Below are 23680 nucleotides of genomic sequence, written 5' to 3'. Positions count from 1 at the left end.
GGGAGTATTATAGATAAAACGAGGAGGAGCATTAATGAAGCTTTATATTAAAAAATCATTGTTCGTAATAATAGCGGTTAGTATGCTGTTCATTTTAGCAGCATGTAGTAATAAAAATAAGGATACTTCTGAAGATACGGTAAATGACATGACACGTACAGTAACAGATTCGGTAGGTCGTAAAGTAGAAATACCGACAAATCCGCAGCGTATCATCGTGGATTGGGATTTAGGTCATGTGTTAGCAGTAGGCATTGTACCAGTAGGCTCAACTACAAAGGTTATGGGCTATGGTGAGTTTTTAAAAGATTATTATCAGGGGCAAGAAATTGTTGATTTAGGGAATGAGGATGCCGTATCTTTAGAAACTGCTACTAGTCTGAAGCCAGATTTAATCATTACATATGGGGAAGAAAAAATAGAGCAATATGAGAAAATTGCACCAACTATCGTATTTAGTACAGCTGCTTATGCTGATGTGGAGGCAGAAATGACAGCGATAGGTGAGTTTTTAAATCGTCAAGAAGAGGCTAAAAAATTTATGGCAGATTATTCAGCACGTGCAAAGGCAGCTGAAGAAAAAATAAAGGCTTCTATACCAGAAGGTGTAACATTTTCACTTTTCACATTATCAGATAAGGATATTGCAGTAATCCCAAGTGGTACATCTGGTGGCGAGGCAATGTATGATTTATTGAGACTTACAGCACCAGCCTCTGTTGAAAAATTGATTGAAGACAGCAATGGAGATTGGCAAAAGCGCCGTATTTCATGGGAAATCGTAGGCGACTATGTAGGAGATTACGTAGGCGTTATAGATTACGGGGCGCAGTATGAAGCTACTTCTACATGGAAAAACTTAGATGTTGTCAAGAACAATAAAGTCATTACATTTGATGGCAAGTACTTTTTCCTAGCAGACCCAATCTCAGTTATTAATCAAGCAGAGCAAATGGCACAAAAAATAATTGAAGTAGTAGAAAAGTGATAAAGTGAAACTTCAATCAGTGGGCGTCTTGCTGCCCGTTAATGCGGGATAAATGTAGAGGAGCGGTCTGAAAGCTATTTTGAGACATGCGCTTTACGTGATAATTTATTGTGACCACCGCAGGAGCACATATTTTTTGTGCCGATAGCAAGGTGACGGGTACAGAAGTCTCCCACCTCATAATCTTTAGGCGATAAAATGAGCGTTTTTAATGAATGTCCAAAGGCACCAAGACGAGACGAAGTGTAATTACCCTGAAACGAAATAAATTGGAGGTAAGCATTATGAATTATGAAGCACATATGCTGTTGTGGGAAAATACATATGCAAAAATAAAGAAAATAGATTATGCATATCAGACAAATGCAACAATTCAACAAGTGATGCCATACAGTGCCTTGCTAGTCATCGTCGGTGGTAATGTAGACCTCTGTCTAGGCCAAACTCCTTATCATATTCAAAATTTTAGTATATTTCATGTAGGGAAATCTGAATTTCTCGATATGAAAACTACTGAAAGCTATAGTTATTACATGATTTATTATCAAGGAGATGTTATTTATCTAGATGCTTTTATCCAGCATTTATATATAGAGTACCGACCTTTTCATACTAATTTTTCTTGTCTACCTGCAAATCCAATTGCCATTGAATTATTGCTGCGGGATATGTACAACAAATGGAAGACAGAGTCGTTTCAGGAACATTTATCTGTTAAGGCAATTTTTTACGAATTAATTTATCGAATCTTTCGTGAATTTACAGAAGGACAAGGAAAGTCACATGAAGTAGATTTAGCGGAAACAGCACGCCGTTACATCGAACAGCATGTGCATGAAGCTGTTACGGTACAAAAGCTGGCAGACTCATTAAATATAAGTACTCGTCATCTACTACGTATTTTCAGAGAGCGTTATGGGGAGGGTCCACAAAATTATTTACAAAAAATGCGTCTAACACTTGCCCAAAAATATTTACAGAGCAATTCAATGAGTATTAAAGAAATTGCAGCCGCACTTGGCTATGAGGATGAATATTATTTTAGTCGAGTCTTTAAAAAGCAACTACAAATAACACCGACTGCTTTCAGGCTGAAATATCTAGCTAATATGTCTGATTTCCCTATTACAAATGATAATCATTTTCAATACAATGAGAATCAGCTTGTACAGGCAATTCGATTAGAAAGCAGGGAATATAGACTAATGAAACAAACATTTATTCATAGCATTAGAGTACCATTTATCATCAGCTTAATCGCATTATTAGCAGCTTGTGGTAATGATGAGACAGAGAAAAAAGCAGAGCAAGTAATAAAAGGGGAAGCAGAAACACGTGTAATAACAGATCTGACAGGGGAAGAGATAGAAATTCCAACAAATCCAGAGCGAATCGTCTTACAAGGAAATGCTATTGGAGATTTATTAGCACTTGGCATAGAACCTGTTGGAGTAGACCGTCGCTTTATTGATAGTGGAGTAATAGAGAATAATGGAAAAATTGCTGCAGCAGATATCGGTTATCCAACAAATTTAGAAAAAGTAGTAACGCTAAATCCAGATTTAATTATGCTAGGATATGTGCTGGAAAATGAAGTAGAAGAAGCATCTAAAATTGCACCAACCGTTGTGTTCAATGGTATGCTCCCACTCAAAGAAAGATTGCCTATTGTTGCAAATATTATTGGGAAAAAAACAGAAGCAGAGGAAGTACTTAAAAATTATGAGGAAAATGCAGAAGCAATGTGGGAACAACTTCGAGCAAATGGTTTAATAGCTGAAGGAGAGACGGCAGTAGTGCTTCAATATTATTGGAATAAAATGATGTATGTGATGAAAACAGGTGGTGTAGCCGATTTAATCTATTCTCCTATGGGGTTTGCTATGGATGAAAAGGTAGAGGAATTACAACCAAATAGCGGACCATATATCGAGATTTCTGAAGAAACTATGCATGACTTACTTATCGGTGACCATTTATTTGTACTGATATCTGTAGATGAGGAAGCTAAAAACTCTTTTAAAGAGTTACAAGAAAAACCTTTATGGAAGTCTCTACCTGCCGTGAAAAATAATAAGGTACATTATATTGAAGATAAATGGAATTATACTGATATGACGACAAGTAATATGTTATTAGAGAGGTTTCCAACTATGTTGACAGAATAATTGTCTGCAAGCTCTTTCACTTTGAAGAGATAAGATATGTCAGCAGGGGGTGCACTAATGGAGCATAATACGAATCGTTTATTATTGGAAAATATGTTTATTAAGGTGCTTTCTGTAGAGCATATCGAGTCTACTTCAATTGATTTTAAAAATACAGTTCAATCAAATGTATGGATTGTTGTTGTACATGGTGATATCCTCCTCTCTATTAATAAGCAAAGACATCATATTACTGGCTTCCAAATGCTTCACCTTACACTGCATGGCAGCCTTTCAATTAAAGCTACGACAGCAGCAAGAATCTATGTGATTTTTTATATCGGCAAAATTCCTCATCAGGATGAATTGTTGAAGGCACTCCAACAACAAGCTTCAATTAGCCGTCCAATTTCCTGCTATACATTAACAAATCCTTGGATTGTAATAGAAATGGTCGACAATCTTTATCGTCAATACGAGAAGCAGCAAATGTTGGGGGTACAGGCATATTTCCACGGTTTAATTGCGCGAATTTTTGAGGAAATTGAGCAGCAAGAATACGATAATAACAAATTACAGCAAGCGTTAATGTATATAGAACGACATTTATATCATCCGATTACCGTTCAGGATGTTGCTCGTTATACTCAACTCTCTACACAAAAGCTATTTACGTTGTTCCAATTGCATTTCGGACATGGTCCAAAGAAATACATACAGGAGCAGCAACAACAATTAGCAAAAAACTATTTACGAAAGCCTAACTATCAAATAAAAGATATTGCAAAAGCAATGCACTTTGAGTCGGAAATATACTTTAGTCGTATATTTAAAAAATGGACTGGGATGACACCAAGTGAATTCTCGGAGAAAAGTGTCAGCATGAAGTCTGATTTATCTATTAATAATGAGAATCATTTTCATTATAATAATATTCAGCTTGCGCAAGCAAAATCATTTGAGAGTAGGAGCAATGAACAAATGTTGAAAAAATTAGCAACTCCCTTTTTATTAAGTTTAATGCTGCTGTTAACAGCATGTGGAAATGACACAGCGCAAAAAGCTGTTAAAGAGAATAATGAACCTAATACAGAAAAGGCGACAACAATTGTTACAGATGATGTAGGGCGTGAAGTTGAAATTCCAATAAAGCCTGAAAGAATTGTAACAGATTGGTATTTAGGACAAGTGTTAGCACTAGATGTTGTGCCGGTAGGGGCGGTTATAGCAAATTTAGATTATGCAGCCTTTTTAAAACCGTACTATAAAGATGGTGAGATTACGAACATAGGTACAGACGGCAATGTATCGTTGGAAAAAGTAGTAGAGTTAAAACCCGATTTAATCATTACATGGAATAAAGAAGATGTAGAAAAATACGAGAAAATTGCACCAACTATTGTATTTTCTGAATCGGCACATCAGTCTGCTGTAGAAGAGGTAAAAGCAATGGGTGAATATTTAGGACGACAAGCAGAGGCAGAGACATTTGTGAATGATTTTGAAAAGCGTATAAAAGCTGCTAAAGAGAAAATTTATTCATCTATACCAGAAGGAGCTACATTTACAATTTTTGATTTATTTGAAAAGAACGCAACAATTGTGGCGAATGATAGTGTGTCAGGTGGTCGAGCGTTGTTCCAAGTTCTCGAAATGAAGCCACAAGAAAAAGTACAAGAGCTCTTTGAGACAAAAGAATCAAGTGGAGGACGCTATGAGATTTCCTACGAAGTAGTAGGAGATTATGTGGGTGACTATGTATTTGTCATAAATTTCTTCAATAAAGACGGAGAATTTCCACCAACATGGACAAATCTAGATGTGGTGAAAAACAATGAAACGATAGAGTTAGCGCCAGAATACTATTTTGCCTCTGACCCATTATCGGCATTACATCAAGCAGAAGAAATGGCAAATACTATTGTAGAAGTAACAAAATGAAATCTTAATCAGTAAAGTTTTTGATGGGCAGGACATGCTAATGCCAACGTAGTCACATAGATGTGATACTTTAGCTAGCTCTCACCAACAGGAACGTAAGACTCCCACCTCTGCTCAGGCCTTGAGGTGGAAGCCTGTTAATGCGGATAAAATGAAAGGGTATATAGCTAAAAAATGCTTGAGGAACAGGGCTGCCCAATAAGTGGTCAGCCTCTTATTTTACAGCGGACATCATAAATTTTAAAGAGAGACCTACGTGACAATGGTTAACTTCCACCAAATAGCCTGAAAAAAATCTGGACACAATTATGCCGGTGCGTAAATGATAATTGGTTGCTTAAAAATAATAAAATGTAGTATAGTTTAAATGAAAATGATAATCATTATCAATATGAACTATATAATAAATATTAGCTGTACAAAGAGGAGGCTACATCCGTGCTATTAAAACGTTTTTTTTCTTACTACAAGCCCTATAAAGGGTTATTTATACTCGATTTTTCATGTGCAATTTTAGTTGCATTAATTGAATTAGCTTTTCCACTTGTTTTAAATAAGGTGATTGATGATATTTTACCTGATGGTGAACTGAAATGGATTATAATGGTGAGTTTATTGTTGTTTGGCTTATATATTGTAAATTCGATTTTCCATTTTATCGTTTCGTATTGGGGGCATATGCTTGGGATTAATATTGAAACAGATATGCGTAAAGAAGCCTTTAGCCATGTGCAAAAACTATCATTCCGCTATTTTGATAATAATAAAACAGGGCATCTTGTCTCACGTTTAACAAATGACTTAATGGATATAGGTGAGCTTGCACATCATGGGCCAGAAGATCTTTTCATTGCTGTCATGACGATTATTGGGGCGTTTAGTGTCATGTTCTACATTGATCCTACCTTTACGATTCTTATATTTGTACTCGTACCAATTATTTTAGTGCTGACAATTATTTTTGGAAAGCTTATGTCTAAAGCATTTACACGGATGTTTGGGGATATTGCAGACTTTAATGCACGTGTTGAAAATAATGTGAGTGGTATTCGTGTCGTACAGGCCTTTACAAATGAGGCACATGAGATTCAACGCTTTAAGGTAAATAATGAGCGATTTCGTATGACCAAGCTTTTTTCTTATAAAGTGATGGCATGGAATGAAGCGATTTCAGGTATTTTAACAAAGGTACTATCATTATTCACATTATTTTTAGGAGCTTATTTTGTATTGGGTGGGCATTTAACAAGCGGTGAGTTTGTCGCATTCATCTTGCTATCAGGTATTCTATTAAATCCAATTAATAAAATTAATATGTTTATTGAAAGCTACCCAAAAGGAATGGCAGGCTTTAAGCGCTACATTGATTTTATTGAGACAGAGCCAGAAATTGCAGACCGCGCTAACGCAAAAGAGGTTATTGCTGTTGAAGGCGAAGTGGTCTTTGATAATGTATCGTTCGGTTACACAGATGATAAACGAGCTTTAAATAATATCAACTTAAAAATTAAACCGGGTGAAACAATCGCACTTGTTGGACCATCTGGTGCAGGAAAATCTACAATTTGTAGCCTATTACCACGTTTTTATGAGGTGAATGAGGGTGCGATTAAAATTGATGGGATTGATATAAGAGATTTCAAACTTCATTCCTTGCGTTCACATATAGGGATTGTACAGCAGGATGTCTTTTTATTTGATGGCACGATACGAGATAATATCGCTTATGGGAACTTGAATGCAAGTGATGAGGAAATATGGTATGCAGCAAAACGTGCGCAGCTTGAAGAGGTTATTCATGCTTTACCAGAAGGAATGGAGACGCTTATCGGAGAGCGTGGTGTTAAATTGTCTGGTGGTCAGAAGCAGCGTTTGTCTATTGCACGTATATTCTTGAAAAATCCTAAAATACTTATTTTAGATGAGGCTACATCCGCGCTAGATACTGAAACGGAGAAGGCAATTCAAGAAGCATTGAATGAGCTATCAGTGGGACGTACAACATTAGTCATAGCACATCGTCTTGCAACAATTAAGGATGCTGACCGTATTGTCGTTGTTTCTAAAAAAGGCATTGTCGAGGAAGGCACGCATGAGGAATTAATGGATAATCAGAAAGTTTACTACGGCTTATACACAGCGCAATTTGGTCTGCAATTATAAAGATAAAGTGAGGCTAGGCTGTTTCCTTGCCTATTAATACTGAATAAAAGGAGTAAAGATAAGATGACCGTCATTGAAATAGAACATGTTGCAATTGGTTATTCTTCTACACTAATCGTAAATGATTTGAGTGTTGAAATTCCAAAAGGGCAAATTTCAACAATTATTGGTCCAAATGGCTGTGGAAAATCTACATTATTAAAGGCTGTAGCCCGCGTGCTTCGAACGCAAAATGGCGCGGTATATTTAGATGGGAAAGCTATACATCAATTGAAAACGAAAGAAGTTGCTAAAAGAATGGCTATTTTGCCACAAACGGCAACAGCACCGGGGGGATTAACTGTTTTTGAATTAGTCTCCTATGGACGTTTTCCGCACCAAACCGGCTTTGGAACATTGCAAAAGGAAGATTATGAATATATTCATTGGGCAATTGATGTAACTGGTTTACGTGAATTTTGCGACCGCCCGATTGAAGCTTTATCAGGTGGGCAACGTCAACGAGTCTGGATAGCGATGGCGTTAGCACAAGGAACGGATATTCTCGTACTCGATGAACCAACAACCTACTTGGATTTAGCACATCAGCTAGACATCCTGTTGTTATTGCAAAAGCTAAACAAGGAAGAGGGACGGACAATTGTTATGGTATTGCATGATTTAAACCATGCATCGCGCTTTTCCCATTTTATGATTGCTATGAAAAGCGGTCAATTAATTGTCAACGGCAATCCAGAAGAAGTTATGACTAAAGGGAATTTACAAAAGGTTTTCAATATTGATGCAGAAATGGCTATGTGCCCTTATAGTAATAACCCTATTTGCTTGTCCTATCAACTATTTGGAAAAGAAGAATGATTATTGAGGAGAGGAATGCTGTTTTTTAAGCTTTTAACAAAAAGTTTTTTGTGATAAGTAACTACAGGAAAATATATTCTAAATAGCTCCTGTAGATAATATTAGCGATGAAATCTCGTTTTAAAGATGAGAGAGAAGAAGGCGGAACAGATTTAAGGAGGAAGCACATGGCGACGCGAGCTGAAGGAGTCGAAGGGCTCGAAAAATTACAGGAGCTACAAAGACGGACCCATCCAGTGCGTGCTTTAGTGGCACTAATTATAGGGCTTGTGAGCCTAGTATTTGCTATTGGTTTGTCCATTTCATTTGGAGCGGCAGATATTTCATTAAGCATGGTTTGGCAGGCTGTTTTTAAATTTTTACCTGATTTAACAGAACATCAAATTATTCGTGAGATTCGATTGCCACGTGTATTAGGTGCAGCATTAGTAGGTGCATGCTTTGCTGTAGCAGGGGCAATGATGCAAGGAATGACTCGAAACCCTTTGGCGGACTCAGGTTTGCTAGGTTTAAACGCTGGTGCAGCATTTATGCTAGCATTATGTTTTGCCTTTTTCCCGGGCTTACCTTATATGTATTTAATTATGTGGTCTTTTGTGGGAGCAGGGCTTGGCGTTGCAATCGTTTATGGTATTGGCTCTCTGTCCAAAGGGGGTCTAACGCCGATGCGCTTAGTTTTAGCAGGAGCTGCGGTTAGTGCCCTTTTAGGCGCACTAGGAGAGGGGATTGCACTGCATTATCGAATAGGACAAGATTTAGCCTTTTGGTATGCAGGCGGTGTTTCGGGTACAAAATGGAGCCATCTGCAAATTTTATCTCCTTGGGTACTTGTTGCGATGATAGGCGCACTCATCTTATCACGTTCTATTACACTACTGAGCTTAGGTGAAGAAATTGCGATTGGGCTTGGACAACGCACGAATGTTATAAAAGTATGGGGAATGATAATTGTTTTAATTTTGGCAGGTGCTGCTGTTTCTGTTGTAGGAGCAGTAGGGTTTGTAGGATTAATCGTTCCACATTTAACGAGATACATAGTTGGGCATGATTATCGCTGGATTATTTCCTGCTCTTTAGTATATGGTGCATTGCTTGTTGTATTAGCGGACTTTATTGCACGAAATATCAATCCTCCTTATGAGGCGCCAATTGGGGCTCTTATTGCTTTTATTGGCGTTCCATTCTTCCTCTATTTAGCTCGTAAAGGAGGAAAAGAGCTATGAGCAGTCGCTTCTTAACACCAAATCAAAAAAAAATTAGAAAGAAAAACTTGGCTATTTTAATTACATTAGTTGTACTTATTATCATTACGTTTGTAATTAGTATGAATACAGGAGTAATTAAGCTAACACCGCTAGAGGTTTTCCGAACATTATTTGGACAAGGGGATGCCCAACAGCAACTTATTTTATTTGAATTTAGACTCCCGCGCATTGTTCTCGCTGTATTAGTTGGAATAAGCTTAGCTGTTTCTGGGGCTATTTTACAAGGGATTTCAAGAAATGCTTTGGCAGACCCGGGGATTTTAGGTATTAATGCTGGGGCAGGGCTTGCCGTTATGCTGTTTGTTTCCTTTTTTTCTACAACAAAAGCTGCCCCTGTCTATTTACTACCAGTGCTAGCCTTCATAGGTTCGGGCTTGACCGCCATTGTAATTTATACACTGTCCTATAAACGGCATGAGGGAATTACACCAATGCGCTTAATTTTAACGGGTATTGCTGTAGCTGCGGGTATCAGCTCTATGATGATTGTACTGACACTGCGACTAACACCAGAAAATTACCAATTTATTGCGACATGGCTAGCAGGAAGTATTTGGGGCTCCAATTGGAAGTTTGTGTTGTCCTTATTGCCTTGGCTCATCGTCCTATTACCATTTGTTTATTCAAAATCTCGCGTATTAAATGTTCTGAATTTAGGCGAATTAACAGCTGTTGGTCTAGGTGCGTCAATTGAAAAAGAGCGACGCTTATTATTAGCCGCTTCTGTTGGATTAGCTGGGGCGAGTGTTTCAGTCAGCGGTGGTATTGGATTCGTAGGACTCGTTGCACCACATTTAGCACGTCAGCTTGTAGGGGCTAAGCATCAGTTTTTACTTCCAGCCGCAGCGTTATTGGGAGGGCTGTTAGTGTTAATGGCAGATACGATTGGTCGTTCTATTTTCGAGCCATCCGAAATTCCAGCAGGGATTGTTGTTGCTGTTCTAGGTGCACCGTATTTCCTATACTTACTAGCACGTTTAAAGGAATAAAGAGAGTATACGTAGGTCAATTATGAATAAAAAAGAAATGGGGAATTAAGCGTATGACAGAGGAAATGTATGATGTAACGATTGTAGGCGGAGGACCAGCAGGGTTATTTACAGCATTTTATAGCGGGATGCGAGATTTAAAGACGAAGATTATTGAATGTAGTGACCAGCTTGGTGGTCGTCTGTTAATTTTCCCAGAAAAAATGATTTGGGATATTGGTGGCTTGCCTCCAATTTTAGGCGGGCAATTAATTGAACAATTAATTGAGCAGGCTAAAACATTTGACCCAACAATTGTGCTCAATCAAAAGATTGAAAATTTAGAAAGACAAGCAGATGGTACTTTTATATTAACATCTGCATCAGGCGAAAAGCATTATTCGAAAACGGTCATTTTAGCTGTTGGCTACGGCGTACTTTCCTTGCAAAAGCTTGACATAGAAGGGGCAGACAAATATGAAGTAACAAATTTATATTACACGGTACAGGAATTAGAAGGATTCCGTAATAAACGTGTAGTGATTTCTGGCGGTGGCAATTCGGCTGTCGATTGGGCAAATGAATTAGCCCAAATCGCATCGAGTGTAACGGTCGTGCATCGACGAGACGAGTTTGGTGGGCACGAAAGAAATGTTGCTTTAATGCGAGAATCGGTAAATGTAAAAACACCATATGAAGTGGCACAATTACATGGAAATGATGATTTAATTCAGGCTGTCTCAATAGCACATAAAGAAACAGGAGAGATTGAACGACTTGAAGTAGATGCGGTAATTGTTAGTCATGGCTTAAAATGCGATTATGGAGCACTTGAAAAATGGGGGCTACATATTGAGGACAGCAATGCCATTGTTAATGAAAAGCGTGAAACAAATATTGATGGGGTGTTTGGAGCGGGGGATTTTGTCAGCCATCCTAGCAAAGTGCATTATATAGCAGGTGCATTTGCTGATGCGATTTTAGCGTTAAATAGCGCAAAATTGTATATGGAGCCAGATGCACCAAAGATGGCGTATGTATCTTCTCATAATATTCGTTTCAAGGAGCGCAATAAAAATATCGGTTTAGTGGACAATGATTATCGTGAGGTACGCGGCTAAATTTTTTTTCTTGAAAAAAATAAAGAGGTTATGTTATACTTTCAAAGTATGCAACGTGCACATATGAAGCTGACATATTCGGGCTTTGTAAGGTGCAGTTCGATTATACTCTGTTCCAGATGGTTCAGGGCGAGAGGAGAAAACGAATATGAAACAAGGAATCCATCCAGATTACAAAACTGCAACAGTAACTTGCTCTTGCGGTAACACATTCCAAACTGGTTCTGTAAAAGAATCAATCGTTGTCGAGTTCTGTAACGAATGTCACCCATTCTATACAGGTCGTCAAAAATTCGCGTCTGCTGACGGACGTGTGGATCGTTTCAACAAAAAATACGGTCTTAACAAATAATAATTTTAAAATGCCTGCCAGGTTTCCGACTGGCAGGCATTTTTTGAGGAATAAATGGAGGCAAAAATGGCGCAATTATTTTTTAAGCATGGTGCGATGAACAGTGGTAAGTCGATTGAAATTTTAAAAGTAGCCCATAATTATGAAGAGCAAAACAAGCCCGTTCTTATTTTTACTTCAGGTATCGACACGCGGGATGAAGTAGGTGTGGTATCAAGCCGTATTGGTCTTCGTCGTCCTGCAATTGCTGTGTTTGATGATACAAATATTTTTGAATATGTAAAAAATCATGAAGAAAAGCCATATTGTATATTAATTGACGAAGTGCAGTTTTTCTCGAAGGAGCATGTACTCCAATTAACGCAAATAGTCGATGAATTAAACATACCAGTAATGGGCTTTGGCTTAAAAAATGACTTCCAAAACGAGCTGTTTGAAGGCAGCCGTTATATGCTCATTTATGCAGATAAAATTGAGGAAATGAAAACAATTTGCTGGTTCTGTCACAAGAAGGCAACGATGAACCTGCGTGTTGACGAGAATGGCAAGCCAGTGTACACAGGTGACCAAATTTCAATTGGTGGCAATGACTCATATTATCCTGTATGCAGAAAATGCCATAGCAACCCGCCGCTTTAAAAATGTAGCAAGCATTTAAAAATTTCTTTATACTCAATTTAAGTAAATTATACAAGCGTGTTGATTATGTGAAAATTGTCTATTGATTAATATGTTTTATGGAGAGAAGCATTTTATTATTAGGCATGCACTCGTTGATTGAAGTGTAGGGGGCGACTCCATCGGGAGAAAGTGTAGGGAGGCTAAAACCGCCGCGTCCTGCGGCAACGCCTCCATGACCAACATCCTGTTGGCCTCGAGCTGAAATAAATTAGTTGAAGCCGCACCCCGAGGAAAGCGTCCTCCGCAACGGAAATCAACGAATTATTAGGTATTTTCTATAAAGTAAAGGATGAACAACACATCCGGAAATTATAGTTAAAATTATATACAGAGGTGAAAAGTATTATGTTTGATCGTCTACAAGCTGTTGAAGATCGTTATGAAAGATTAAATGAATTATTAAGTGATCCAGATGTAGTGAGTGATAGTAAAAAGCTACGTGAATATTCAAAGGAACAATCAGATATTCAAGAAATGGTTGAAGTGTATCGTGAATATAAAGCTGTGAAGGAACAGCTTGCAGATACGCGTGAAATGCTAGAACTTGAAAAAGACCAAGATATGCTAGAAATGGTGAAGGAAGAATTTCATGAGTTAAACGACCAAATTCCTTCATTAGAAGAGCGTCTACGCATTTTGCTAATTCCAAAAGACCCGAACGATTCGAAAAACGTTATTATGGAAATTCGCGGAGCTGCGGGTGGAGATGAGGCGAATATTTTTGCGGGGGATTTATTCCGCATGTATTCGCGTTATGCAGAGACGCAGGGTTGGAAAATTGAAATTATGGAGGCGACACCGAATGCAATGGGCGGTTATAAAGAGGTTATCTTTATGATTAACGGTCAAGGTGCATACTCTAAATTCAAATATGAAAATGGTGCACACCGAGTTCAGCGCGTACCTGCTACAGAGTCGCAAGGGCGTATTCATACATCGACAGCAACAGTTGCTTGTTTGCCAGAAGTAGAAGAGGTAGATGTAGACATTCATGAAAAGGATATTCGTGTGGATACATTTGCATCATCTGGTGCAGGGGGGCAATCAGTTAACACGACGATGTCTGCTGTTCGTATGACGCATATTCCAACAGGTGTCGTTGTATCGATGCAGGATGAGCGTTCACAAATCAAAAACCGCGAAAAGGCAATGAAAATTTTACGTGCGCGTGTGGCAGATATGTATATGCAAGAAGCTCAAGCTGAAGTGGATGCAACACGTAAATCGGCGGTAGGTACAGGTGACCGTTCGGAGCGAATTCGCACGTATAACTATCCACAAAATCGTGTCACAGACCATCGAATTGGCTTAACAATTCAAAAACTCGACCAAATCATTGAAGGCAAGTTAGATGAAGTGATTGACGCACTTATTTTAGAAGAACAAGCATCTAAATTAGCAAGATTAAATGAAGATGCATAACTCAGTATTTGAAGTCCTGCAACGGGCTTCTTCTTTTTTAAGTGTCAATGGTCGAGAGGAAACAGCAGCACGATTGCTAATGCAGCACGTGCTGCAAATAAATTATTCGGATTTAATGTTACGAATGCAGGAGCAAATGTCTAATGAGCAAATAGCTACTCTTGAAGACATGCTGCAAAGGCATGCGGAAGGAGTACCCGTACAATATATTACAGGTGTCGAGGAATTTTATGGACGCCCATTTCAAGTAGATGAATCCGTTCTAATCCCTCGTCCTGAAACAGAAGAATTAATCGTCGGCGCAATAACGCGTATAGAAAAATTATTTGGCAAAGATGCAGCGATTCAATTGGCGGATATTGGTACAGGCAGCGGGGCAATTGCTATAACAATGAAGCTTGAATGCCCGAATGTAGCTGTTACGGCAACGGATATTTCGCAAGATGCGCTTGCAACAGCCGAGCAAAATGCTATGCAACTGCAAGCAGCAATTGATTTTCGCTTAGGTGATTTAACAGAACCAATTGCACAGCAAAAATGGGATGTTATTTTAAGTAATCCTCCTTACATCGCTTATCATGAGGCGAAGGAAATGTCTGATATTGTACTAGAACATGAGCCGCACACAGCACTTTTTGCGGACGAGGATGGATTATTTTTATATCGCAAGCTAGCTGAGCAGTTGCCGGCTTTGATGAGACAACCAGCATTAATTGGTGTGGAAATTGGCTATATGCAGGGGCGAGCAGTAGCGGCTTTTTTCCAACAGCACTTCCCACAAGCTACAATTGAAATTGTAAAAGATATTAACGGAAAAGATAGAATTGTTTTTTGTGTAATTGATGAATAAAAAAATTCTTCTTTGTCCATCATGATAGGCAAGGAGGGATTTTCATGTTAGAAGATTACAATATTGCTAGAAAGCCATTGCCTATTCTTATTATTTTTCGTTATGTTTGTTATGCATTAATTAGTTATATGTTGCTATTAGCCGTGCCTCATTTTGTGGATTATGGTGAAGGCTGGCATGAGCAAAAGGAAGCAAGTCCGTTATTATTTAGAGTTGTAGCGAACAGTAATTTGCAGCAGGACCAGACAGTAAAGGAAGAAATCGTTCAAGCGGCGCTACCGATGTTTGAGCAAATTGCTAGTACACAAGAAACAGAATTAGCATTAATTGATTTACAACAGTTACTTGAAAAAAAATATTCACAATATGATGTTCATATCGTTGTTGGGGATAACTTAATCCCACCTAAATATGAATACAATACTTTTTATCCACAAAACTTCTATCAATCTGTCGTCTTAACAATCGGGCAAGCAAGAGGCGACAACTGGTTTTGCTCTGTTTTTCCAAAAACATGTGAAAAACCTCAGGAAGAGAAGGAAGAAAAGCGTAAATTTGTTATTTATGAGTGGTTAAAAAGAAAATTTTCATAGTTTTACCCACAGATTTAAACAACTTATGCACATTAAGTGATGAGTTATCAACAATATGTGAATAACTTTTGATAAATAGCGAAATTAAAGGCGGTGATGATATGGAAACAAAATATTTAATTGTGGATAATGTTGTGAATAATAATGACAGTTATACACAAGCTGTGGATTTTTTAAATAATAGCGAAATAGTCGCATTTCCAACTGAAACGGTATATGGACTTGGTGCTGTAGCAACAGATGAGGTGGCAGTCCAAAAAATATTTGCTGCCAAAGGGCGTCCGTCTGATAATCCTTTAATTGTCCATATTAGTAGCAAGGAACAAGCGCAAGATTATGTTGTGCATATATCTGAAATAGCACAAAAATGTATGGATGCATTTTGGCCGGGTCCTTTAACACTTATTTTAGAAACAAAGCCGAATGTCTTTGCAGCGAGTGTCACAGCGGGTCTAACTACAGTTGGTTTACGAATGCCAGACCATCCGGTAGCGCTACGTTTATTACAAGAAATCAATAAGCCCCTAGCGGCACCAAGTGCTAACAAAAGTGGCAAGCCATCACCGACGAGGGCGGAGCATGTCGCGGAAGATATGACGAATATAATTTCGTGTATTTTAGATGGTGGAGCAACAGGTGTTGGCTTGGAATCGACGGTGCTCGATGTGACGGTAAATCCACCAGTGATACTACGTCCAGGCGGTGTCACAAAGGAAATGCTAGAGGAAATAATCGGGACAGTTATTCAGCCAACTGAGAAGGAACAGGAAAGCCCGGGCACACCGAAAGCACCTGGCATGAAATATACACATTATGCACCGGAGGCTCCTGTCCTATTAATTGAGCCAAAATTAGAAAGTGTGCAGCAAGCAGTCGAACAACTTCAAGCTACGGGACAGCGTGTTGCACTGTTAGCAGCAGAAAGCTTTGCTAATAGCAAAGCTAATTATTTCTTTACATACGGTAAGGACGGGGATGTTGAAGCAATGAGTAGCGCACTTTATGATGCGCTTCGTGCATGTGACAAAACCGACGCAACGATTATTTTAGCGACAACGACCGCCCGTCTCGGTGTAGGCGTCGCAATTATGAATCGTCTAGAAAAAGCGGCGGGTGGACAATGGTATAAAAAATAAGTAGCTGTCAGGGATTTCCCGACGGCTTTTTTTATTTTCGATAAATTGGGAAGCATGCTAGCAAGCTGATTAGAAATGAGCCATCTTTGTTCATTTTTTTCTTTCAGTTCTCTCTGCCTATTCATTGACATAAAATAAAAGCAATGCTTAGGAGGTATGTCATTGCAGGAAGTGATAGTTGGAATTATTTTAGCGCTGGATGTCGTTGCCCTATATATACTTTTACCAAGCGTTTCACAGCGCTTTTTGCTCTCGATTTGGACAGCTTTATGGCATATGCTTTTTCCGCTTCTTGGGTTTAAATTAGGAAGCTGGGTTAGTACATTTATGGAGGACTGGGCAGCGTACCTCTCCGCTATCTTATTATTTTGTATTGCACTTCAACTGCTTTTATCATCCAGAAATCAACATGTCCCTCAAAAAGCTTTACCAATTTTAGCAATTATGGCGAGCATTGATAGCTTTTCAGCAAGCGTTTCTTTTGGTATGCTAAATCTACAAAAGTATTTATTTATTCTTAGCGCTGGAATAGCTACTTTTGCACTATCATACATAGCGCTCATCGTAGCTAAAACACCCATTTTTAATAGTCAAATTTTTAAAATAATAGCGGGTGTATTACTATTAGCTATTAGCATGGTAATACTTTTTAATTAAGTATTTTTTGGAAGAGTGGGAGAAAAGATGAATATTTATTTTGTTTGTACTGGAAATACTTGCAGAAGTCCGATGGCTGAGGCGATTTTGAAGGCAAAGCAGCTTCCGAATATCGAGGTTCGTTCAGCAGGTATTTACGCTCTTGAAGGAGGGGAAATGTCGGAAAATGCACAACGAGTTTTAAACAGTGAAAATATCCCTCATGAACATATTTCTCGCCAAGTAACAGTTGAGGATATTGAGTGGGCAGACTTAATTTTAACAATGACGACAGTGCACAAGGAGCTGCTCGTTCGTAGTTATGAAGTTGCCATGCAAAAGACCTACACATTGAAAGAATATGTAACTCCGTACACAGCACCAGACGTATCAGATCCATATGGCGGCGATTTGCATACGTATAAGCAAACATTTTTTGAATTACGACATTTAATAGAAGAATTAGTGCAAAAACAAGGAGGAGCAAATAGTGAATAGCAAACAAAAACGATTTAATTTACGCAAAAAGCTAATATTATTTGTAGGGGTTTTAGCGATTGTTACGTATTCAACTAGCTTTGTATTTATTGAATTTATACATCCGATGTTTTTTGAATCGATAAATGTAAAGATTTTTCAAATAAGTACATACATAGCGGGGATTACTTGGTCCTGTATTTTAGCAGCGGTTTTTAGTATTATTTTAGTCCGCCCACTACAAGCTTTGGAGCAGGCTGCTTCACGTGTAGCGGAAGGGAAAATTGGACAAGATGTGACCATGCCGAAAACTAACGATGAAATTCGTTCTGTTGCAGAGGCATTTCAGCATATGTTAGTCAATTTACGTGGCATGGTGGATAGTATTGAAAATAATTACCGCATTACGAACTCAACAATTAATGAATTATCCGATTTAACAAAAGCTTCATCGCACAAAGCAAACGATGTAGCTAAAACAGTAGGGCAGATTTCTGAAGGGGCTCAAACTTCAGCTGTTTCTGTACAAGAAATGGCAGAGGCCTTGGTCGATGTTCGTCAGTTGGCATTAGATGTCAATGGACACGCAACAAACTCGGCTGACGGGTCAAAGCAAATGCTTAATAATTTAGAAACAACAAAAACAGCTATTCAAAGTCTTGTAACGAGCATACAGCAAATTGCGCAAGGGAATGAGGAAGCTTTAGCTAATATTCATGAGTTAGAAAAAAATGCGGAGCAAATTGAGCAAATAATCGGATTAGTTGGAGATATTGCTGCACAAACAAACTTGCTAGCATTAAATGCCTCAATTGAAGCAGCGAGAGCAGGAGAGCATGGAAAAGGGTTTGCCGTTGTAGCGGAGGAAGTTCGTATTTTAGCAGATGAAAGTGCAAAGGCTGTGCAAGGTATCACTACAATCATTCAAGCGATGCAGCAAAATGTTGAACTTGTTGTGAAACAAATGAACGGTCAAGTTGCGTTTGCGGTGCAAGAATCGACGCGCGTATCTGAAACAACAGCGACTGTTGATGGTATGGTAAGCAATGTAGAGGAAGTTGCGCACGCAGTTGTAGACATTTCCTCGTTAACGAAGCAACAGCTTAGCGGAATAGAGCTAACGGCACAGCAATCTCAGGAGGTAGCTGCAATCGCAGAAGAAACGTCTGCTGGTGCACAGGAAGTCCGTGTGATTACAGAGGAACAGGCATTTGAAATTGAGCAAACACAAAATCTATGTGAAAATCTTCAGCAACAATCAAATGAGCTATATAATGTTATATCCCAATTTGATCGCTCAAAATAGTACATACTATAGGAGCGAAAGGAAATTTATTTAACTGTATTTTTGCTGTGTGAGTGTAAGTAGAGTTAACTAGTTATAATCAAGAAAATTCTGTGAATTAGCCAAAAGGCGAATGATTGTAAACTGAATTACTTGTAAAATAGAAGTAGATGTGAACTTTATTTCTAAATTAAACTTTAATATTCGTGTTTTCATTTAAAGTATTTTTTGTTATGCTTGAGAGGAATGTTTTTCTCATTCAATAAATGGTACACTATTTTATGAATATATCGTGAAAAGAGGGAGCTTCGTTGAAAATTGCAATTTCTTCTGACCATGGTGGAAATAATTTACGCCGTGAGATTATGTCTCTGTTAGGTGACTTAGGCATTAGCTATGAAGACTTCGGCCCACAATCTGATGAATCGGTTGATTATCCAGACTATGCAAAGCCTGTATCGGATGGTGTTGCCTCTGGAAAGTTTGATCGAGGCATTTTGATATGTGGTACGGGAATTGGCATGTCGATTGCGGCAAACAAAGTAAAAGGAATTCGTTGCGCCTTAGTGCATGATGTATTTTCAGCAAAAGCAACGCGCTGTCATAATGATTCCAACGTAATAGCAATGGGCGAACGCGTTATTGGACCAGGGCTGGCACGTGAAATCGTTGCAACTTGGCTAAGCACTGAATTTGAAGGCGGACGCCATACGCGCCGTGTGGAAAAAATTTCAGAGCTGGAAGTGTAATACATGACAAATTTAACTGATATGCATAAATCGCTAGCAACATTGTTAAGTGAATTAGAACAGCAAGTGGTTTTCCAACCGCAGCAACTATTTGTGGTAGGATGCTCGACATCAGAGGTGATGGGTGAGCGCATAGGAACAGCGGGAGCAATGGATGTAGCAACGGCTATTTATGAAGAGCTACAAGCATTTGCTGAACGCCATCAATTATACTTAGCTTTTCAGGGCTGTGAGCATATTAATCGTGCGTTAACACTTGAATATGCAGCAGCGGAAAAATATCAGCTAGAGCCTGTGCATGTCGTGCCAGTAAAAACAGCTGGTGGTTCTATGTCGGCACATGCCTATAAGCAAATGCAAAAGCCAGTTGTAGTGGAAAATATACAAGCCCATGCAGGGATTGATATTGGTCAAACATTAATTGGCATGCATTTAAAAGCAGTAGCAGTTCCAATCCGTACATCTGTGAAAACACTAGGTGAAGCAGTAGTAACAGTAGCGACGACACGCCCGAAACTAATTGGTGGCGTGCGTGCACAATATGAATAATTTACTTTTGGGAGGAATTTTACATGGCATTTGAAAAATTAGCAGCACAAGATAAGGCAGTATTAGATGGTATTTTAGCAGAGAAAAAGCGTCAGCAAGCGAATATTGAGCTAATCGCATCTGAAAACTTTGTATCTGAAGCGGTAATGGAAGCACAAGGCTCCGTGCTAACAAATAAATATGCAGAGGGTTACCCAGGTAAACGCTACTATGGTGGCTGTGAGCATGTCGATGTAGTGGAAGATATCGCGCGCGATCGCATCAAAGAACTTTTCGGTGCTGAATATGCAAACGTACAGCCACACTCTGGTGCGCAAGCAAATATGGCTGTATATCATACAATTCTAGAGCCAGGCGATACAGTACTTGGTATGAATCTTTCTCATGGTGGTCACTTAACACATGGTTCACCAGTTAACTTCTCAGGTATTTTATATAATTTCGTAGAGTACGGTGTAACAGAAGATACACATGTCATCGACTATGAAGATGTTCGTCAAAAAGCATTAGCGCATAAGCCAAAATTAATTGTTGCAGGTGCATCAGCATATCCACGCGAAATTGACTTCAAAAAGTTCCGTGAAATTGCAGACGAAATCGGCGCTTACTTTATGGTAGATATGGCGCATATTGCTGGTTTAGTAGCTGCTGGTGAACACCAATCACCTGTACCATATGCTGATTTCGTAACGTCTACAACACATAAAACTTTACGTGGTCCACGTGGAGGATTAATTTTAGCTTCTAAAGAATGGGAGCAAAAATTAAATAAATCAGTATTCCCTGGTATTCAAGGTGGTCCATTAATGCACGTTATTGCTGCTAAAGCTGTAGCATTTGGTGAAGCATTAAGACCAGAATTTAAAGACTATGCGAAGCAAGTAAAAGCAAATGCAAAAGTACTAGCAGAAACTTTAATCGCTGAAGGTGTGGAAATTGTATCTGGCGGTACAGATAACCATATCGTATTATTGAATGTGAAATCTCTTGGTCTAACAGGGAAAGTAGCAGAGCATGCACTAGATGCTGTTGGTATTACAACAAACAAAAACACAATTCCATATGATACTGAGTCACCATTCGTCACTTCAGGTGTTCGCATTGGTACACCAGCCGTAACATCTCGAGGCTTTAAAGAAGATGACATAAAAGAAGTGGGCTCTATTATTGCATTGGTATTAAAGAATATTGATGACGAAGCAGTAAAAGAACAAGCAATCGCTCGCGTAAAAGCTTTAACAGATAAATTTCCATTATATGCGTAAATAAAAGGCGTCCGAAAAGCGTGCGAAGCACTACTTTTCGGACGTTTTGTTTGTGTTTTATTAAAATAATTATTGTTTAAAAATGACTTAGAGTATTTGCCTTAAAGTGAGGATTCGCTCGTAAATGCTCATTCTATTGTAACTTTGCAATTATATCAGCTAATCTATAAATTGCAACAATGTTGTACAACACAGCTCGACGTTTTTTTGTTATACTTATTCAGATAAAGTGAAATTTTACGTTGTGGGGTTTCCTCACCCTTTCACGGATTACTGAATTTCACCAATCGGGCTTTTGCAGGCAGTAAATACCTTGCTTAAATTGAAGGGTTATTAACTTGCCTGTTAATGCGGATAAACAACAGTTAGGAGAGAGCCGTATGAGCAAAGTATATGTATTCGATCACCCATTAATTCAGCACAAGTTAACGTATATTCGTGACAAAAACACTGGAACAAAAGAATTTCGTGAACTTGTAGATGAAGTTGCGACGTTAATGGCATTTGAAATTACAAGGGAAATGCCGCTTGAAGAAATCGAAGTTGAAACACCTGTAACAACAGCAAAATCAAAAGTGTTATCTGGTAAAAAGCTGGCTATCGTTCCAATTTTACGAGCAGGAATTGGTATGGTAGATGGCGTTTTAAATTTAATTCCAGCAGCGAAAGTTGGACATATTGGTTTATATCGCGATCCAGAAACATTAAAACCTGTTGAATACTATGCCAAGCTACCAGCGGATGTAGAAGAACGTGATTTCATTATTGTAGACCCAATGCTAGCAACAGGAGGCTCTGCTGTTGAGGCAATCAACTCTTTGAAAAAGCGCGGTGCAAAAAACATTAAATTTATGTGCTTAATTGCTGCGCCAGAAGGTGTAGAGGCAATTCAAAAAGAACATAACGATGTAGATATTTTTATCGCGGCGCTGGACGAAAGATTAAATGAACACGGCTATATCATCCCAGGTTTAGGAGATGCAGGCGATCGTTTATTTGGTACAAAATAGTATAGCGGAAAACTAATGAAACACAAACAAAACGTCCGAAAAGCAGTGCGTTAGCACGCTTTTTGGATACCTTCACGCAATTACATTTATAGACTGGAGAGTTTGGAATGACGAAGTTTAAAGTAATGACGATTTTCGGTACGCGTCCAGAGGCAATTAAAATGGCTCCGCTCGTATTGGAGCTGGAAAAGCACCCACAAATCGAATCGATTGTGACAGTGACAGCTCAGCATCGTCAAATGCTTGATCAAGTGCTAGAAACATTCAAAATTAAGCCGAATTATGACTTGAATATTATGAAGGATCGCCAAACGCTTGTGGACGTTGCGACAAATGCATTGCAAGGGTTAGATGCAGTTATGAAAGAAGCAAAGCCAGATATCGTGCTTGTACATGGCGATACAGCAACTACATTCATTGGTAGCTTAGCTGCTTTTTATAATCAAATTGCAATTGGGCATGTGGAGGCAGGGCTTCGTACAGGTCAAAAATATTCACCATATCCAGAGGAAATGAACCGACAGCTTACAGGTGTAATGGCGGATTTACATTTCGCACCGACACAGCAGTCTGAGGAGAATTTATTGCGTGAAAATAAGCCAGCTGAAGCTATTTTTGTAACTGGAAATACAGCGATTGATGCACTTGCGACGACTGTAAGTGAGACGTATAGCCATCCAGTTCTAGAGAAAATAGGTGCAGATCGGATGATTTTATTAACTGCCCATCGCCGTGAAAATCTTGGTGAACCAATGCGCAATATGTTCCGTGCAATCAAGCGTTTATTAGCAGAGCATAACGATATTCAAGTTGTTTACCCTGTGCATATGAATCCTGTTGTACGTGAAATTGCCAATGACGTGTTAGGCAATGACGAGCGCATTCACTTAATTGAGCCGTTAGAGGTATTTGATTTCCACAATATTGCGGCGCGTTCATACATGATTTTAACGGATTCTGGTGGGGTGCAGGAGGAAGCTCCTTCATTAGGAAAACCAGTGCTTGTATTGCGTGATACAACAGAGCGTCCTGAGGGAATTGCAGCAGGTACATTAAAGCTTGCTGGCACAGACGAGGATACAATTTATCAGTTAGCGAATGAGCTGCTAGTCGATCAGACAGCGTACGATGCGATGGCACAAGCATCAAACCCATATGGTGATGGCCATGCCTCGGAGAGAATCGTCAAAGCGCTTGTCGAATTTTTAGTAAAGCATGCTTAGA

Annotated in this window: 22 protein-coding genes; all 22 read left to right on the top strand. The window is 38.9% G+C overall.

The features are described 5' to 3' along the window. Positions 1-34: 34 nt before the first annotated feature. Positions 35-988 carry an ABC transporter substrate-binding protein gene (locus tag MHB51_RS09220; protein WP_342473119.1) on the top strand — a complete coding sequence of 318 codons (954 nt, stop codon included), beginning with the start codon at positions 35-37 and terminating at the stop codon, positions 986-988. 284 nt (positions 989-1272) lie between these two features. Continuing rightward, positions 1273-3156: an AraC family transcriptional regulator gene (locus MHB51_RS09215; protein ID WP_342557990.1), complete on the top strand. Its 1884-nt coding sequence runs from the start codon at positions 1273-1275 to the stop codon at positions 3154-3156. A 57-nt stretch (positions 3157-3213) separates the two neighbouring features. Beyond that, positions 3214-5076 (top strand): AraC family transcriptional regulator, encoded by a 1863-nt coding sequence (locus MHB51_RS09210; RefSeq protein WP_342557989.1) that lies wholly within the window; start codon positions 3214-3216, stop codon positions 5074-5076. A 438-nt stretch (positions 5077-5514) separates the two neighbouring features. Continuing rightward, positions 5515-7239 carry an ABC transporter ATP-binding protein gene (locus tag MHB51_RS09205; protein WP_066168239.1) on the top strand — a complete coding sequence of 575 codons (1725 nt, stop codon included), beginning with the start codon at positions 5515-5517 and terminating at the stop codon, positions 7237-7239. A 63-nt stretch (positions 7240-7302) separates the two neighbouring features. Continuing rightward, positions 7303-8097 (top strand): ABC transporter ATP-binding protein, encoded by a 795-nt coding sequence (locus MHB51_RS09200; RefSeq protein WP_107942032.1) that lies wholly within the window; start codon positions 7303-7305, stop codon positions 8095-8097. A gap of 167 nt (positions 8098-8264) precedes the next feature. Continuing rightward, a complete protein-coding gene (locus MHB51_RS09195) occupies positions 8265-9320 on the top strand; it encodes an iron ABC transporter permease (protein ID WP_342557988.1) in 1056 nt (351 codons plus the stop codon). Continuing rightward, positions 9317-10351 (top strand): iron ABC transporter permease, encoded by a 1035-nt coding sequence (locus tag MHB51_RS09190; protein WP_066168246.1) that lies wholly within the window; start codon positions 9317-9319, stop codon positions 10349-10351. The genes MHB51_RS09195 and MHB51_RS09190 overlap by 4 nt, the downstream gene beginning before the upstream one ends. Positions 10352-10404: 53 nt before the next feature. Continuing rightward, on the top strand, positions 10405-11451 hold the full coding sequence (locus MHB51_RS09185) for an NAD(P)/FAD-dependent oxidoreductase (protein ID WP_066168248.1): 1047 nt from the start codon (positions 10405-10407) through the stop codon (positions 11449-11451). 148 nt (positions 11452-11599) lie between these two features. Beyond that, positions 11600-11803, top strand: a complete 204-nt coding sequence (gene rpmE, locus MHB51_RS09180; protein ID WP_066168250.1) for a 50S ribosomal protein L31 — start codon at positions 11600-11602, stop codon at positions 11801-11803. Positions 11804-11869: 66 nt separating this feature from the next. Then, complete coding sequence (locus MHB51_RS09175; protein WP_066168253.1) at positions 11870-12442, top strand: thymidine kinase; 573 nt, start codon at positions 11870-11872, stop codon at positions 12440-12442. Between the two features lie 387 nt (positions 12443-12829). After that, positions 12830-13906: a peptide chain release factor 1 gene (prfA, locus tag MHB51_RS09170; protein WP_066168255.1), complete on the top strand. Its 1077-nt coding sequence runs from the start codon at positions 12830-12832 to the stop codon at positions 13904-13906. Then, positions 13893-14756: a peptide chain release factor N(5)-glutamine methyltransferase gene (gene prmC, locus MHB51_RS09165; RefSeq protein ID WP_342557987.1), complete on the top strand. Its 864-nt coding sequence runs from the start codon at positions 13893-13895 to the stop codon at positions 14754-14756. The genes prfA and prmC overlap by 14 nt, the downstream gene beginning before the upstream one ends. Before the next feature lie 44 nt (positions 14757-14800). Beyond that, complete coding sequence (locus MHB51_RS09160; RefSeq protein ID WP_342557986.1) at positions 14801-15349, top strand: stage II sporulation protein R; 549 nt, start codon at positions 14801-14803, stop codon at positions 15347-15349. Between the two features lie 101 nt (positions 15350-15450). After that, the gene (locus MHB51_RS09155) at positions 15451-16485 is read left to right on the top strand and encodes an L-threonylcarbamoyladenylate synthase (RefSeq protein ID WP_066168264.1); all 1035 of its coding nucleotides are present in this window, start codon (positions 15451-15453) and stop codon (positions 16483-16485) included. 156 nt (positions 16486-16641) lie between these two features. Next, positions 16642-17142, top strand: coding sequence for a manganese efflux pump (locus MHB51_RS09150; RefSeq protein WP_235615994.1), 501 nt, complete (start codon positions 16642-16644; stop codon positions 17140-17142). Positions 17143-17169: 27 nt separating this feature from the next. Beyond that, a complete protein-coding gene (locus tag MHB51_RS09145; protein ID WP_066168267.1) occupies positions 17170-17619 on the top strand; it encodes a low molecular weight protein arginine phosphatase in 450 nt (149 codons plus the stop codon). Further along, a complete protein-coding gene (locus tag MHB51_RS09140) occupies positions 17612-18904 on the top strand; it encodes a HAMP domain-containing methyl-accepting chemotaxis protein (RefSeq protein WP_107942039.1) in 1293 nt (430 codons plus the stop codon). Before MHB51_RS09145 ends, MHB51_RS09140 begins: the two co-directional genes overlap by 8 nt. Before the next feature lie 290 nt (positions 18905-19194). Further along, on the top strand, positions 19195-19632 hold the full coding sequence (gene rpiB / locus MHB51_RS09135) for a ribose 5-phosphate isomerase B (protein WP_066168270.1): 438 nt from the start codon (positions 19195-19197) through the stop codon (positions 19630-19632). Positions 19633-19635: 3 nt separating this feature from the next. Beyond that, complete coding sequence (locus MHB51_RS09130; protein WP_066168271.1) at positions 19636-20181, top strand: TIGR01440 family protein; 546 nt, start codon at positions 19636-19638, stop codon at positions 20179-20181. 23 nt (positions 20182-20204) lie between these two features. Beyond that, a complete protein-coding gene (gene glyA, locus MHB51_RS09125) occupies positions 20205-21446 on the top strand; it encodes a serine hydroxymethyltransferase (protein ID WP_066168272.1) in 1242 nt (413 codons plus the stop codon). A 380-nt stretch (positions 21447-21826) separates the two neighbouring features. After that, positions 21827-22456, top strand: a complete 630-nt coding sequence (upp, locus tag MHB51_RS09120) for a uracil phosphoribosyltransferase (protein ID WP_066168274.1) — start codon at positions 21827-21829, stop codon at positions 22454-22456. Positions 22457-22563: 107 nt separating this feature from the next. Then, entirely contained in the window at positions 22564-23679 is a 1116-nt protein-coding gene (gene wecB / locus MHB51_RS09115) for a UDP-N-acetylglucosamine 2-epimerase (non-hydrolyzing) (protein ID WP_066168276.1), read from the top strand. Position 23680 lies beyond the last annotated feature (1 nt).

The organism is Metasolibacillus sp. FSL K6-0083 (assembly GCF_038630865.1).
In the GTDB taxonomy this organism is placed as follows: domain Bacteria; phylum Bacillota; class Bacilli; order Bacillales_A; family Planococcaceae; genus Metasolibacillus; species Metasolibacillus fluoroglycofenilyticus.
Note: the sequence above shows the minus strand (reverse complement) of the source record. Positions and strands in the feature narration are given on the sequence as shown.